Source organism: Eggerthella sinensis, from assembly GCF_003339815.1.
Taxonomy (GTDB): Bacteria; Actinomycetota; Coriobacteriia; order Coriobacteriales; family Eggerthellaceae; genus Eggerthella; species Eggerthella sinensis.
In genome coordinates, this window is record NZ_PPTT01000007.1 from 47,645 (window position 1) to 61,327 (window position 13,683).

Consider the following 13,683-nt stretch of genomic DNA (forward strand, 5'->3'; position numbering starts at 1 on the left):
GATCGCCGCCCGTGCGAGCTTAGCTGGTGATATCGTCGAAGTCGGGCGCGGGGACGAGAAGGTTGTTGCGGAAGGCAGCCACCCTGTTCTCAACGCAGCCCTTTTCGTTGCCCGAGTACGGGTTGCAGAAATCGGCGTCGAACCCGTAATGGACGCAGAAGCGGCCGAACAGGTCCGTCAGGTGGGTCTCGTCGCAGATCCTGCGCCCCACGCCGGTCGCGTTGTCGAAAATGCAACGCTTCGGGATGCCCTTCATATACTCGAACACGTCCTTGAGGCCCTGGCAGACGCATTCGGCGGTCTCCCCATGGAAAAGCTGAGTGAAACCCACGTTGCTGAACGGGAAGACCGCGACGAGGTAGTGCATGCGGACGAGCTTGCCTTTGATGAGGCAGTCGGCCTCTCCGAAGTCGATCTGGGCTTCGCCCGGGTACCAGACCAAGTGCAGGTACTGGCCGCTCGGTTTAGGGGCCTCCTCTGCTCTGATGGCGTTTACGAAGTTGCGCACCGTCGTGTAGCCAACGTCGGCATCGCACTCCTCGTTAAACCTATCGCGGATGCGCGTGATGGTGTGTCGTTGCTTGCGGTAAACCCTCCTGTCTTCCTCCATCCATTGCCGGATCAAAGGCTCGTATTTATCGAGCTTCGATGACCGCTTCTCCTTCACCCTCATGACGGGTGAGAAGTCCTCCATCCTCGCGTACTTCCGCACAGTCGGTTCTGACATGCCAATCTCTCTTGCAATGGCGGCAATGCTCTTGCCCTTTCGGAATAAGCTTTTGATCTAGATGATTCTTTCTATGTCAATCACTTCCCGACGGCCCCTTTCAGAGTTGATCATTGGGCAACTTGAAAAAGGGTACGTCCTACGTGTGTGCTTGGCATGACACTTACAAAACCCGAAAGTTTCACGCTGAAATTTCTAGTGCGAATAGGAAAAAGGTGTTTTGCGCAAAGAAGTAAAAATTAGATTAACGTAAACAGGCGATTTACAGTAGAAATCCGGCATCGTTGCTCCGTAGGCATAATAATTAGTCAAAATTTAGCGATAAACGTCAAATTTGCCCTTAATGATGATATTATTGATCCATCGTTCTACGTCGACATGAACGCAATATCAGAATTCTCTTAAAGGAGGATGTATGAAGATTGCACACATCGGTATGAAAAAGTTCTTGGCCATGGGGGTAGTGGCTGCAATGTGCTCGCTCGCCGTCGCCGTGCCTGCATTTGCCGACGAAGGCATTTCCACTTACAACACGGCCGACACGCCCTTCTACTTTAATCTCAACTCGAGCACGACATCTGCGACTGAATATCGTGCGAAGGACGATTCCTCTTCCACGTATGTGCATGCGCAGAGCCTCGGTAGCCCTTGTCAGCTCTTCGTGGACGGACCTGGTGGGGTCAATTGCACCACGAATGGTCGTGCTTACCTGAACTACAGGGGTGAGTTCCAGATCTATCAGACGGTGTACGAGAGCGGCTACCGCTCTGCGCGCCTCTCCGGATGGCGCTCGGGAAGCGGCACCATTGCTTCCGGTGTCTGGAGCCCTGACAGCTGGGGTTCCTACCCGATTATCAACGCAGGCTACTAGGATTTGACTGGGGAACGGTGCAAGGGTTACTCTCCTGCACCGTTCCTTGCTATTGGAGGAGCGGATACTTGAAAAAGAGAAACATAGTCATACTATCCATTGTGGCTGCCCTTCTCGTCATGGGATGTGTTGGCGGCTACTTCGCTTACACGATCGATCAAGCGGCGAAAAAGGCTGCAGAGGACAAGGCGTATAGGCAGGAAAACGTTGTTATGCGCCAAACAGGCGAGGTTTTTGATCTGTCTTCCGAAGACGCCTCCGAGGGGGAGCAGTATGGCTTCGATACAGTGCTGGACTGGTCGGGGACGATGCGGATAATCTTGGAGGAGGCTGTCCTCTATGATTCGGTCGAAGAGGCGAGCCTTCCCGAAAACGCTCTGGAAGCGGTTGGGGACGTGACGCCTGGTTCAAAGTACCTCCAGTGCAAAATCAAGTTGAAGAATATCGATGCCGAGCCTCTTTCGACATCTGAGGACAATAGTTTCAACATCGGTCAATTCAAACTTTGTGCACCTGATTTACCCGACCGAGGGTTCAGCTACCCTTTCGAACCGGTTTATTTCAACGGAACGAAGGAAGATGCTCTTCCGACGCAGATATACCACTACACGCTGGAAAAGGGCGAGGAAAAAACCTTCGAACTAGGGTATCTGCTAACTGAAAAAGAAGCCGGAGAAACCTTAGTCTTCATGATAGGAATTAACAACAACGAAAAATTCCAAATCGTTGTCGCTGAAAGTTGATTAAATAGAGTTTTAAGGTGATGAGATGCTCAACATTTACACGACAGAAATCAGAAAATCCCTGTCTAGCAAATGGTTCTTCATAGCGCTGGGGATCGGCTGCACCCTTGCTATTGTAAGTTTTGCAGCAAACGCTATCCAAGATTACGATTCCATGACTATAGGACTCAAATATATAGATCAAGCATATATGATGCTGTCCCCGCTGTCTTGTTTCAAATACTGGATAGTGACGGACTACTTGCAGCCAGCGACGGATTTTTTCTTTGTTCTACTACCTCTGCTCGCGACGCTTCCGAACGCGTGGTCGTTCTTGTCAGAGCGTAAGAACGGAGCTATCAAGAACTCAGTCACGAGAACATCGAGAAAGAGTTATTATGCCGCCAAATATCTTGCGACGTTCATTTCTGGCGGTGCGGTTGTTGTGGCTCCGATCATATTGAATTTGGTTCTTTGCGCTTGTTTGATGCCCGCCTATATGCCGGATATCTACGCGGTTATCTACGTGGGGATATATGCAGAGAGCTTGTGGTCGGAGATCTACTACAACGCTCCTGTTCTCTATTGTCTGATGTTTGTATGTATGAATTTCACGTTCGCGGGGCTTTGGGCCAGTTTTGTTATGTCGCTGTCCTTTTTCATCAGGAACCGCATCGCGTTGATGGTGGGTCCGTTCTTGTTCCTCGTCTTCCTCAAGTTCTTCGAGGAAAAGCTGATCGGCGTCGTCACCGTCCATCCTGGATTGACGCCATTCACATACCTGCGCGGCACGGGAACTGCGTTTTTCTCAAACGGTTACGTGATACTCGCTGAATTCGCATTGCTCATAGCGATCGTGGTAGTGGTCACCTTGGCAAATTACCGCAAGGATATCTTATGAACAGATTACGGTTCATATGGTTTGATGTCAAAAACGGTATCCTGCGCGAGTGGAGGAGGTACCTAGTTGCTTTCATAATTTTCGGCTTACTTTCTATATCTCTCACTATATCGGTGCAGCCGATTGCCCCACTGTACGAAATGAGCTCGTCTCTCACCTTTGGCGATTATCTAGTCAATATGATGTGCGGTATGAAAGAATACATGTTTGATCCCTCAAATCCGTTTAGCTTTCCTGCTGCTTGGATGCTAGCATTTCTTTTCATGGCGTACATCACCTTAAACTATCCTTACCATGATCTTATGGGGATGGGCAAGCATTTGATAATCGTCTCGGGGAGCAGGACGCTGTGGTGGCTTTCCAAATGCGTATGGGTCGCGCTGAGTGTACTGTCGTTCTTCATCGTTGGGTTTGCCAGCTCGGCGCTTTGGACGTTGATTTCCGGCGGGGACTTTTCGTTTGACGTTTCCGAAATCGTCCCCATTGTCCTTCAATTCGATACTACGATTTTGCTGCCACGTCCGTGGGATATGACAGGTCTGCTCCTAGTGGTTCCTTTCATGACCGTGGCACTGTGTTGCGTACAGCTTTTGCTATCCCTTCTGATCAGACCCATGTTCAGCTATATCGTCACTATAGGAGTGCTCTTTCTGTCGGCTTACTTTCAATCTCCCTGGCTGATAGGCAACTATATGATGGCTGCGCGAAGCATTTGCTTCGTGGATGGAGGATTGAGCTGGCAAATCGGAGCAGCTATCTCTTGCATACTGATTGCTGCAGTTGTTGTAATGGGCGGCGTTCTTTTCAAACGTTTGGACATTCTCGATTGGGAGCAATGAAGATGATTAAAATAGAAGGCGTTACGAAGAGCATTAAAGGGTCGATGGTCTTGGAGAACGTGAGCATGACCGCTGAGTCTGGCGTGGTCACAGGTTTAAGTGGTATCAACGGGTCGGGCAAGACCATGCTCATGAGGGTTATAGCCGCCTTGGTCAAGCCGTCCGATGGGATGGTGGAGATAGACGGCAAGCTGTTGTGGCGCGATATGGCTTTCCCTGACAGCGTAGGGGTTCTTATCGAGAACCCGGCGTTCCTCGACACCTACACCGGATTCGCTAACCTCGAAATGATAGCTTCTATAAGAAATAGGGTGGGTAAGGATCGGATCGGAGAGGTTATCCGGAAAGTAGGGCTAGATCCGGATGACAAGAAGAAATACCGGAAATATTCGCTCGGCATGAAGCAGCGCCTCGGTATAGCTGCGGCAATTCTTGAAGAACCCGAAATAGTATTGCTCGACGAGCCGACGAATGCGCTTGATTCCGCAGGCGTCGACATTTTAAAAGACATCGTGTTTGAAGAGAAGGCCCGAGGCGCTACAGTCGTAATAACCTGTCACGATCAGGTTATCTTGCACGAGTTGGCCGACAAAGTGTACTTTATGGAAAGCGGACGCATTGTCGGCTACGAGGATGTCGGCGAGGAGGTGGGCGGCGTTGAGTAGAAAACGTGCCATAATCGTAGCCTCTATTTTGGCGTTGGTATGCGCCGTGGGTGTGAGGATATACTTTGTCAACGCCAATGCGACTGCCATCGAAGTGGAGCATTATGGCATGGGTGAGTGGGTCGACCTCGATGGTGCCTTCATCTACAAGAGGGATATTGAGAACACACAGGGTTATTCCATAAAGGTAAACAGCGCTCGGTTGATGTCCTACAACGAGTACATCGAAGAGTATGGGCAGGATGAGGGAAACACGGTCGAAGGACTGGACGGACAAAGCGTCGTTTGCCTCGAAGTCGAGGCTAAGAACGTCGGTAATGAAGACGGGGCAATTTTCATCTTCGATTGCAAGCTCATCCCCAAAAGAAAGAACGACTATTTCATGTACGCGCGCCACCTTTGGGAAGAAAGCGAACCCAATGCCAAGGACGCGTTTCACTTACGCCTTGCAAAAGACAGTGAGTACACGACTTTCATCCCTTATAAAGTGAACATCAACGACGAAGAGAATCAGATCGAGTACAAGCAGCCGATTACGGACGCCTCGTTCGAATTCATCGTCTCGAACGCGCCTGTGCGCAAGGTGATAGACGTGAGCCTCAGCGATTAATGGCGAGACTATTTGAATCGGCAGGGTGGTGGATAATGGAAACGATGGGAGACTCTTCATGTTAAGAAAGCCGTCTAATGAAGATTCCGGTCTGCAACGCGGAGGCTTAGAATCGGCCATCCCTGAAGAAGTGCAGAGGAAACTAAATGATACATATCAATCACTGCGCACCATACCCCAGGTAAAACCAATTCCTCAAGTTGAAAGCAGACGTCGCACCAGAGGTAATGCTGTTGAAAAACGGACAACATAGTCCCAGCAACCTCACCATTACATTCAGTATGGAAGTTTGTCCGTCTGACTTGGTCTCGCTATAAATCTGCCAATACATGTATTTCATGTGCTTAAAAGTAATATATATGAGCATTTTGATAACTATCAAAGTGTTTGTAGAAAGGATATTAACTCGAAGGAGGCAAGAACAGATGAAAGAAATGGAATACATAAAAGCATATAAGGAAATGATGCGAGCTATAACTGTTGCCTCGGAACTTCACGATTCCATACTAGCCAAGTGTAACAATATCAGAGCAGAAACTACGAATGAAAGCATACTCCCAGCAAAAAGCCGGAAGTACGGGGACACGGCAGGATTGGGTTCAGACCGATAGTCAGATTATCGACTTCGCTCTCTAATATAAATCAATTTTACACTTCCAATAGTAAAGTGACCAAAATAGCAAGCGTTTAATAAGCCTGGGGCAAACTAAGGGGTGTCATTTATCGGTCAAACGGAGGGACAAGCCAAGTTGCTGATCTGCTTTGACGGCCCTTCGGGAATTTGTTCACGAAGGGGACGAGCGTGCTGCCGTATCGAAGCAGGCCGCAACTCTCGTTGGCATTGGTGATGTAGCCCATCTGCTCGGGGCTGATGCCGAGGAGGTCGCCGAGCTTCCAGCGGTCGGAGGCGGCTTGGCTGAGCATCGCGACGAACTCTGAGTTGGATAGCATGGTGGATGTCGGCATGGAGTCCAGCAGGTTACTCGACGTTCCGTGCGCTGTTGAAGAACGCGTATGTAGGTCTGTTTGAAAGGTGTAGCTTGATAGACAAATGCACGCCGACGTCTTATAGAGATTCATACTGCTTTTATGATGGAATTGTAGCGTCTTTTCCATAAAAGCGGTGCTATGACTAAGACACAAGATCTGTTGCTATTCATGGATGGTGCGGCGGCGTTGCCCTCTCCGCCGACTTGTTCGATGAGGAATACAGAGCCGGGCTTGTCGTCTCGGTAGAAAAAGCGGACAGATCGAACGTGGGGAGTGCGGCGTCTACCTTGCCGCCGGGGCCCTCCTTGACAACTTCACACGCATACAGCTGTGATGGGGCCGAAGTAGAGGACAACGAACTTGTTCGAGCAAGCGCTTCTGCATATACACCTGCAACACTTCCTGTGCCGCATGCTCCGATAGCATCTCTCGGAGGTTCTTTCGGGCGTGGTTCAGGCTGTATTTTACTGCTCGTTCCGAGCATCCTTCTGATTGGGCGATCTGCTTGACGGAACGTTCCTCAAGGTGTCTCATGAGAAAACGTCTTTGTTGAACATCGGAGAGACCGCGCAGCGCCCGGTAGATTTCTCCTGTTTCAAGACGCTCTACGAGCGCCTGCTCAGGATTGCGCGCGAAGCTGCTGCATGTGGCGGGACTCTCTGCGTTCGAGCCGCCAGTATTCTCTCTGCAAGTCGATGAGTGCCTCAAAGACGGTTTCCGTCACTTCAATGTCTGCATGCGCCCCGTTACCTCTAGGGACCGAGACGTGGTATGTTGGTAAAACCTCATACGACTCCTCCTGCTTCGTCGGTTTTCATGATGCTGCCTCGTGCGAACAATACCTGACCTGGGGTTCGCTACCGGGGGTTGTCGGGCGTTCGGCGAAAAAGAAGCCGCAAGTTGGTGGATCGGCGGCGCGCGCAACGGCACAATGGGGGACGTAGCCAACGCGCTGGACATTTCGGCGCAGTGAGAAGGATGACCCCATGAGCTTTCGCGACAATCTGCAGCATCTTCGGGCGACGCGCAACATGACGCAAGAGCAGCTTGCCATGCTGCTCGGCGTGAGCCGCCAATCCGTGTCCAAATGGGAGGCGGAGCGCGCCTACCCCGAGATGGACAAGCTGCTTCGGCTGTGCGCCCTGTTCGAGTGCACGCTCGACGAACTCGTAACGGGCGATCTCACCGGGCGCGCGGCCCCCGCGGCCGTCGCCATGCCCGCAAGCGCCGTGCCGCAGGATGTGACGGGCTACGATCAGGCCATGCGCGCCTTCGCGTTGAGGCTGCCGCTCGGCGTGGCCGCCATCATCGCGGGCGTCGCGCTGACCGTGCTGTTCTCCGATCCGGCGATCGTGCCGGGCGCCGATGCGCGCAACTACGCCTACGCGCTCCTGTTCATCGGCGCGGCGGCAGGTCTTGCGCTCATGCTGCCCGCGGCGTTGCAGCGCAGCGCGTTCCGCAAGGCGCACCCCTTCGTGGAGGACTTCTACACGGCCGAGGAGAAGAGCCGGGCGCGCTCGTCGCTGACGAAGGGCCTCACCTGCGGCGTCGGCCTGATCATGGCAGGGGCGGTGGCGGCCGTCGTGCTGCAGGCGGACGTGTGGCTGGCAAGCGCGGCCTGCCTGCTGCTCGTTGCGGCGGGCGTGTTCGTCATCATACGCGGCAGCCTGCTGGGGTCGCGCTGCAATCTGGCGAAGTACAACCGCACGTCGCTGCACGTCATGGACGAGGAGCAGATCGACTCCCTGGACGATGGGCAGCTGCGCGAGCGCGCCCGGCGCGCCAAGCGCGAGCGCAGCGTGTACGCCGCGGTCATGGGCGCCGCCACGGTGGCGGGCCTGGCGCTGCTGTTCACGCCGGCGAATCGGATGTTCCTGCTGGCATGGGCGGTCGGCGGCATCGTGTGCGCCATCATCAAGGCGGTCCGCACCGCGCGAAGCGGCCGCTAACTTCCGCAAGCACCACCGTATACAAACCAATAATCAAACGAATCTGAGGAGGGCATATGAGTGCCACGGTTGTTGCGCGCCATATTCACAAGTCGTTCTGCACGGGGAAGAAGCGCGAGCGGCGAACGGTCGACGTGCTGAAGGACGTGTCGCTTTCGGTCGAGGCGGGCGAAATGGTGAGCATCGTCGGTCCGAGCGGCTCGGGCAAGTCGACGCTGCTGTACTGCCTCTCGGGACTCGAGGTGGCGGACGCGGGCTCCATCGAGGTCATGGGCGCGCAGGTGGTCAAGGCGAACCGCGCCTCGCTTGCGAAGACGCGCCGCGATCACGTGGGCTTCATCTTCCAGTCGTACAACCTCATCCCCTCGCTCAATGCGGGCGACAACGTGGCGCTGCCCGCGCGCCTGGCGGGCCGCCCGCTTGCAAAGGGGCAGACGGGCGCCGTGCTGGAAAACGTCGGGCTGAGCGGCCGCGAGAAGGACCGTCCCGCCGATATGTCGGGCGGCGAGCAGCAGCGCGTGGCCATCGCCCGCGCCCTCGCTGGCGGCGCCGACGTGGTGTTCGCCGACGAGCCCACGGGTTCGCTCGACTCCGCGAACGGGCGCGAGGTGCTGCGCATGCTGCGCGCCATCGGCGACGACCCGCACCGCTCGGTGGTGATGGTGACGCACGACCTGGAAGCGGCGTCCCTCGCCGACCGCGTGCTCGTGCTCAAGGACGGCCGCATCATCAAGGAGCTGGGACGGGCGACGGCGCCCGCCATCCTCGAGGCGATGGAGGTGCAGCGATGATCCGGCTCGTGTTCCTCGACCTGCGCGATCACGCCGCCACGTGGATCGGCGCGTTCGCCGTGGCCGTGGCCTGCGGCTACATCGGCGGGTGGGTGGTGTCGCTTGCGGTGACTGCGGAGCCGTACCCGAACCTGCGGGATCTCGGCTGGGCGATCCTGCTCTTCTCCTCGGTGGCCGCCATCGCCGTGCTCATGACCACCGCGAACCTGACCGTGTCGGCGCAGCGACGCTCCTACGCCCTCTGGCAGCTGGCGAACGTGTCGCCGCGCCAGGTGAGCCGCGTGGTGCTCGCGCAGCTGGCGACGGTGGCGGTGCTGGGGGCGGCCTGCGGCACGCTGCTGGAGGCGGCCACGTTCGAGCCGCTGTTTCCCTGGGTGTTCAGCTCGCCCGACTACCAGCCGATCGACCAGGTGGTATGTCAGGTGGGCGCGTCGCTGCTGCCGCTCGTGTGGCTCGTGGTGGCGGCGGTGTTCGCGCTCGGAGGCCTGAGGGGCGCGCGCAGCGCGGGGAGGACGTCGCCCATGACCGCCCTGTGTGAGCCGGAGCCCGTGCGCAAGGGGGTCACGGCGCTGCGCCTGCTGCTGTTCGCCGCCCTCGCGTTCGGCACGGTGCAACTGGCCGCTTCCCTGTTCGGGGCCGATCTGCGCGATCTGGGGAAGTCGCTGTACCTGCCGCTTCTCTTGGTGGCGACGCTCGTGCCGGTGGCGTCGGCCGTGCTTTCCGCGCTGCTGGCCGCCTGGACGCGGCTCGTGCCGCAGCGGCGGTGGAACGCCTGGTACCTCGCGCGGCACACCGCCCGCTACGGCCTTGCCGCCTCGACATCGGTCGAGATGCCCGTGGTGGTGGGGTTCAGCCTGGTAGCGGGCATCTTCTCGCTCGGCACGCTGTTGGAGGGCTACATTCGCCAGCACGGGTTGGCCGGCTACAGCGCCACCCTCGACTGGACGTCGGCCGTGCTGCTGCTGGGCGGTCCCATTCTGCTGTGCGCTGTCGGGGCGGCGGTGAGCGTGGTGATGACGTCGAAGTCGCGCGCACGCGACGTGGCCCTGCTCGTGGCGAGCGGCGCGCATCCCCGCACGCTCGTTGCCGCGGCCGCGTGCGAGGCGTTCATCCACGTGTCCACCGCGACGCTCGTGGGCGCGGCCGTCGTGGCGGCGTCGAACGGCATCGTCGCGTCCGCGGTGGGCCTGCCGCCCTTCGGCGGCCTCTCCTTCGGCGAGGGATTCGTCGTCTCCCTCGCGGGATTCGCGCTGGTCCTTGCGGCGACGCTCGTTCCTACCTGCGCCGCCCTCGCGCGCGACATCGCGCCCGCTCTAGCGGCGGGCGAATAGGGGAGCGGGCCACCTGCGCGAATCGTCCGTGCAATTTCGACAGACCTTGTCATTTCGCTCGGTTGAGGGTTGTTTTTCGCCCGGTTCAATGCTATTTTTGTTAGCGCTCCTTGTGGGGAGTCATCGAAGGTTGCGGGTTGGTGCAAAGCCCGTCAATCTAACCATGGAGCTGAAGGGGATGTACTTTCGATAAAGAGCATCCCTTTTTTGCATAGGTAGGCTATTCTGACATGGTCAGAGTGGGCGAAGCTGCGAGAGGCGCGCTTCGCACGAGCAACTTGGAGGAACGTATGAAAATCCTGGGAATGGGAATGCCTGAGCTTCTCATCATTCTCGCGGTAATCCTGCTCATCTTCGGGCCGAAGAACCTCCCGAAGCTCGGTGGCGCTATCGGCAAGACCGTCAAGAACCTGCGTGAAGGTATGGGCGGCGGCGATAAGAACATCGAAGAAGCCGACGACGAGGAAGAAGTCGAAGAGGTCGAGGAGCCGGTCAAGAAGACCACCACGGCCAAGAAGACGACGACCGCGGCTAAGAAAAAGGCCGAGTAGCACACGATTAGGTCTGGTTCGCGGTATGTGTAGACGCCTCGTCGCCTTGCACATACCGCTTTTTTCATATCGGCGGGTGTTCGCCGATTCATGTTTCCCACAGTAATAGGTATCGGTACGCACGCTTGTAGGAATGAGCGTGCATGTTTTTGTAATTGGACAGGTGAACCAACATGGCAGACAGCAACTTCATCCTCACGCAGGAGGGCAAGGACAAGCTCGAGGAAGAGCTCCATTTCCTCGAAACCGAGAAGCGCGCCGAAATCGGCGAGCGCATCAAGGTGGCGCGCGAGTTCGGCGACATCTCGGAGAACTCCGAGTACGACGACGCCAAGAACGAGCAGGGCATGATGGAGGCGCGCATCGCCGAGATCAGCCGCATCCTGAGCGAGGCGACGGTGGTCAACGCGCCGAAGCGCTCGAACAGCGTGCACATCGGCTCGACGGTGACCGTCAACATGGGCGGCCGCGAGCGCGTGTTCACCATCGTGGGCGGCGCGGAGAGCGATTCCGCTGCGGGCAGGATTTCCAACGAGTCGCCGGTGGGCTCGGTGCTGCTGGGCCACAAGAAGGGCGACGTGGTGGAAACCACGGGCCCGACCGGCCGCAAGATCGTCATGACGATCGAGAAGCTCGAGCACTAAGAACGTTCCGGCGGCCCGACGGCCGCCGGCTCGCCGACGTATCACGCCAACCGGTATTTTCAAGGACAACCTATGAGCGAAACCATCGAAACGCAGATTATCGAAGACGATCCTATCGCGGTGCGGCGCGCGAAGCGCGAGGCGCTGCTTGCGGCGGGCAAGGACCCGTACGGCCACGCGTTCAAGTACTCGCACCATCTGGCCGAGCTGGCCGAGCGCTACGCCAACCTCGAGGACGGCGCGTCCACCGAGGACGAGGTGAAGGTGGCGGGCCGCGTCATGGCCAAGCGCGACCAGGGCAAGCTCGCGTTCCTCGAACTGCGCGACTCCTCGGGCGACATGCAGCTGTTCTGCCGCATCAACGCGCTGGGCGAGGATATGTTCGCCGAGCTCAAGGATCTCGACGTGGGCGACTGGATTGGCGTCGAGGGCACCATGATGCGTACGAAGCGCGGGCAGCTGTCCGTGTCGGTGACGTCGTTCGAGCTGCTCAGCAAGAGCCTGCGCCCGCTTCCCGAGAAGTTCCACGGCCTGGCCGACAAGGAGACGCGCTACCGTCAGCGCTACGTGGACCTCGTCATGAACCGCGAGGTGCGCGACACGTTCGAGAAGCGCTTCAAGGTGGTTTCCGCCATTCGCCGCTACATGGAGGGCGAGGGCTTCTACGAGGTTGAGACGCCCATCCTGCACCCCATCCTCGGCGGCGCGAACGCGCGTCCCTTCGTCACGCATCACAACGCGCTCGACAAGGACTTCTACCTGCGCATCGCCACCGAGCTGCATCTCAAGCGCCTGATCGTGGGCGGCTTCGAGAAGGTGTTCGAGATCGGGCGCCAGTTCCGCAACGAGGGCATGGACCCGTACCACAACCCCGAGTTCACCACGATGGAGTTCTACCAGGCGTTCAGCGACCTCGAGGGCATGATGGAGCTCACGCAGGGCGTCGTGCAGGCTGCGGCGCTCGCCGCATGCGGCACGATGCAGGTGGAGTACCAGGGCCAGACCGTCGACCTGAGCGGCTCGTGGCGTCGCGCCACCATGATCGAGCTGGCCAGCGCCGGCGCGGGCGAGGACGTGAGCTTCGAGCGCACGCGCGACGAGCTCGTGGAAATCCTCGAGCGCAACGGCGGCCACGCCGAGGCCGCATGGGGCAAGGGCAAGCTCATCGCCGAGATCTTCGAGGCCGTGGCCGAGGAGAAGCTCATCCAGCCCACCTTCGTCACCGAGCACCCCATCGAGGTGTCGCCGCTGGCCAAGAAGAAGGCCGGCGACCCGAACCTCACCGAGCGCTTCGAGCTGTTCATCTGCGGTCACGAGTACGCCAACGCCTTCGGCGAGCTGAACGACCCGGTCGACCAGGCCGAGCGCTTCCGCGCGCAGGTTGAGGCGAAGGACCTCGGCGACGACGAGGCCATGGGCTACGACGACGACTACGTGCGCGCGCTCGAGTACGGCATGCCCCCGGCGGGCGGCTGCGGCATCGGCATCGACCGCCTGGTCATGCTGCTGGCCGACGCCCCGTCCATCCGCGACGTGCTGCTGTTCCCGCACATGCGCGACGAGGCTCCGGCGGGCGGGCGTCCGCGCGCTGCCGCGGCCGAGGCGCCGGTCGCCGCGACGGCGGCCGCTGCGGCTCCCATCGACTTCTCGAAGGCGGTCGTCGAGCCGCTGTTCGCCGACGAGGTGGACTTCGACACGTTCAGCAAGTCGGACTTCCGCGCCGTGAAGGTGAAGGAGTGCATCGCCGTTCCGAAGAGCAAGAAGCTGCTGCAGTTCACGCTCGACGACGGCACGGACGCCGATCGCGTCATCCTGTCCGGCATCCACGCGTACTACGAGCCGGAGGAGCTGGTGGGTCGCACGCTCATCGCCATCACCAACCTGCCGCCGCGCAAGATGATGGGCGTCGATTCGTGCGGCATGCTGCTGTCGGCCATTCACGAGGAGGAGGGCGAGGAACGCCTCAACCTGCTCATGGTTGACGACCGCATCCCCGCCGGAGCGAAGCTGTACTAACCGCTCCCTGCACCGTCATGCTTCCCGAGGGCCGTCCGCACAACGCGGGCGGCCCTCGTGCATGCGGGACGGAGCG

16 protein-coding genes are annotated in these 13,683 nt (G+C 58.0%); 13 read left to right on the forward strand and 3 right to left on the reverse strand.

What is annotated here, in order from left to right:
* Positions 1-19 precede the first annotated feature (19 nt).
* Positions 20-784 (reverse strand): IS21 family transposase, encoded by a 765-nt coding sequence (gene istA, locus C1876_RS05595; protein ID WP_114545734.1) that lies wholly within the window; start codon positions 782-784, stop codon positions 20-22.
* Between the two features lie 358 nt (positions 785-1,142).
* Between istA and C1876_RS05600 the strand changes: the two genes are divergently transcribed.
* The 7 genes from C1876_RS05600 to C1876_RS17490 all read left to right on the forward strand — a co-directional run bounded on the left by C1876_RS05600 (position 1,143) and on the right by C1876_RS17490 (position 5,946).
* A complete protein-coding gene (locus C1876_RS05600; RefSeq protein ID WP_114545735.1) occupies positions 1,143-1,598 on the forward strand; it encodes a DUF2712 domain-containing protein in 456 nt (151 codons plus the stop codon).
* 68 nt (positions 1,599-1,666) lie between these two features.
* On the forward strand, positions 1,667-2,341 hold the full coding sequence (locus tag C1876_RS05605; RefSeq protein ID WP_114545736.1) for a DUF5027 family lipoprotein: 675 nt from the start codon (positions 1,667-1,669) through the stop codon (positions 2,339-2,341).
* A gap of 25 nt (positions 2,342-2,366) precedes the next feature.
* Complete coding sequence (locus C1876_RS05610) at positions 2,367-3,221, forward strand: hypothetical protein (RefSeq protein WP_114545737.1); 855 nt, start codon at positions 2,367-2,369, stop codon at positions 3,219-3,221.
* Positions 3,218-4,060 (forward strand): DUF2705 family protein, encoded by an 843-nt coding sequence (locus C1876_RS05615; RefSeq protein ID WP_114545738.1) that lies wholly within the window; start codon positions 3,218-3,220, stop codon positions 4,058-4,060. The genes C1876_RS05610 and C1876_RS05615 overlap by 4 nt, the downstream gene beginning before the upstream one ends.
* A gap of 2 nt (positions 4,061-4,062) precedes the next feature.
* A complete protein-coding gene (locus tag C1876_RS05620; RefSeq protein ID WP_211309506.1) occupies positions 4,063-4,725 on the forward strand; it encodes an ABC transporter ATP-binding protein in 663 nt (220 codons plus the stop codon).
* Positions 4,694-5,335 carry a DUF5028 domain-containing protein gene (locus C1876_RS05625; protein WP_114545740.1) on the forward strand — a complete coding sequence of 214 codons (642 nt, stop codon included), beginning with the start codon at positions 4,694-4,696 and terminating at the stop codon, positions 5,333-5,335. The genes C1876_RS05620 and C1876_RS05625 overlap by 32 nt, the downstream gene beginning before the upstream one ends.
* Positions 5,336-5,760: 425 nt before the next feature.
* Complete coding sequence (locus C1876_RS17490) at positions 5,761-5,946, forward strand: hypothetical protein (protein ID WP_148044507.1); 186 nt, start codon at positions 5,761-5,763, stop codon at positions 5,944-5,946.
* Between the two features lie 109 nt (positions 5,947-6,055).
* Here the strand turns inward: C1876_RS17490 and C1876_RS05630 are convergent, their stop codons facing one another.
* Entirely contained in the window at positions 6,056-6,451 is a 396-nt protein-coding gene (locus C1876_RS05630) for a hypothetical protein (protein WP_211309507.1), read from the reverse strand.
* 156 nt (positions 6,452-6,607) lie between these two features.
* On the reverse strand, positions 6,608-7,033 hold the full coding sequence (locus C1876_RS18200) for an RNA polymerase sigma factor (RefSeq protein WP_114545741.1): 426 nt from the start codon (positions 7,031-7,033) through the stop codon (positions 6,608-6,610).
* 278 nt (positions 7,034-7,311) lie between these two features.
* Here C1876_RS18200 and C1876_RS05640 point away from each other — a divergent pair, with 278 nt between their 5' ends.
* From C1876_RS05640 to lysS, 6 genes are all read left to right on the forward strand, one after another.
* Positions 7,312-8,274, forward strand: a complete 963-nt coding sequence (locus C1876_RS05640; RefSeq protein WP_114545742.1) for a helix-turn-helix transcriptional regulator — start codon at positions 7,312-7,314, stop codon at positions 8,272-8,274.
* Positions 8,275-8,330: 56 nt separating this feature from the next.
* Positions 8,331-9,065: an ABC transporter ATP-binding protein gene (locus C1876_RS05645; protein WP_114545743.1), complete on the forward strand. Its 735-nt coding sequence runs from the start codon at positions 8,331-8,333 to the stop codon at positions 9,063-9,065.
* The gene (locus C1876_RS05650) at positions 9,062-10,396 is read left to right on the forward strand and encodes an ABC transporter permease family protein (protein ID WP_114545744.1); all 1,335 of its coding nucleotides are present in this window, start codon (positions 9,062-9,064) and stop codon (positions 10,394-10,396) included. The genes C1876_RS05645 and C1876_RS05650 overlap by 4 nt, the downstream gene beginning before the upstream one ends.
* Positions 10,397-10,686: 290 nt before the next feature.
* Positions 10,687-10,947, forward strand: a complete 261-nt coding sequence (gene tatA, locus C1876_RS05655) for a twin-arginine translocase TatA/TatE family subunit (RefSeq protein WP_114545745.1) — start codon at positions 10,687-10,689, stop codon at positions 10,945-10,947.
* A gap of 173 nt (positions 10,948-11,120) precedes the next feature.
* The gene (greA, locus tag C1876_RS05660; RefSeq protein WP_114545746.1) at positions 11,121-11,591 is read left to right on the forward strand and encodes a transcription elongation factor GreA; all 471 of its coding nucleotides are present in this window, start codon (positions 11,121-11,123) and stop codon (positions 11,589-11,591) included.
* Positions 11,592-11,663: 72 nt separating this feature from the next.
* Positions 11,664-13,607 (forward strand): lysine--tRNA ligase, encoded by a 1,944-nt coding sequence (lysS, locus tag C1876_RS05665; RefSeq protein ID WP_114545747.1) that lies wholly within the window; start codon positions 11,664-11,666, stop codon positions 13,605-13,607.
* The last annotated feature ends 76 nt before the right edge of the window (positions 13,608-13,683 follow it).

Coding starts and splice junctions, on each gene's coding strand:
- C1876_RS05640 (WP_114545742.1), top strand. CDS start 7,312: ATGAGCTTTCGCGACAATCTGCAGCATCTTCGGGCGACGCGCAACATG.
- C1876_RS05625 (WP_114545740.1), top strand. CDS start 4,694: ATGTCGGCGAGGAGGTGGGCGGCGTTGAGTAGAAAACGTGCCATAATC.
- C1876_RS05615 (WP_114545738.1), top strand. CDS start 3,218: ATGAACAGATTACGGTTCATATGGTTTGATGTCAAAAACGGTATCCTG.
- C1876_RS17490 (WP_148044507.1), top strand. CDS start 5,761: ATGAAAGAAATGGAATACATAAAAGCATATAAGGAAATGATGCGAGCT.
- C1876_RS05645 (WP_114545743.1), top strand. CDS start 8,331: ATGAGTGCCACGGTTGTTGCGCGCCATATTCACAAGTCGTTCTGCACG.
- greA (WP_114545746.1), top strand. CDS start 11,121: ATGGCAGACAGCAACTTCATCCTCACGCAGGAGGGCAAGGACAAGCTC.
- C1876_RS05600 (WP_114545735.1), top strand. CDS start 1,143: ATGAAGATTGCACACATCGGTATGAAAAAGTTCTTGGCCATGGGGGTA.
- C1876_RS05630 (WP_211309507.1), bottom strand. CDS start 6,451: ATGGAAAAGACGCTACAATTCCATCATAAAAGCAGTATGAATCTCTAT.
- C1876_RS05620 (WP_211309506.1), top strand. CDS start 4,063: ATGATTAAAATAGAAGGCGTTACGAAGAGCATTAAAGGGTCGATGGTC.
- lysS (WP_114545747.1), top strand. CDS start 11,664: ATGAGCGAAACCATCGAAACGCAGATTATCGAAGACGATCCTATCGCG.
- C1876_RS05610 (WP_114545737.1), top strand. CDS start 2,367: ATGCTCAACATTTACACGACAGAAATCAGAAAATCCCTGTCTAGCAAA.
- tatA (WP_114545745.1), top strand. CDS start 10,687: ATGAAAATCCTGGGAATGGGAATGCCTGAGCTTCTCATCATTCTCGCG.
- C1876_RS05650 (WP_114545744.1), top strand. CDS start 9,062: ATGATCCGGCTCGTGTTCCTCGACCTGCGCGATCACGCCGCCACGTGG.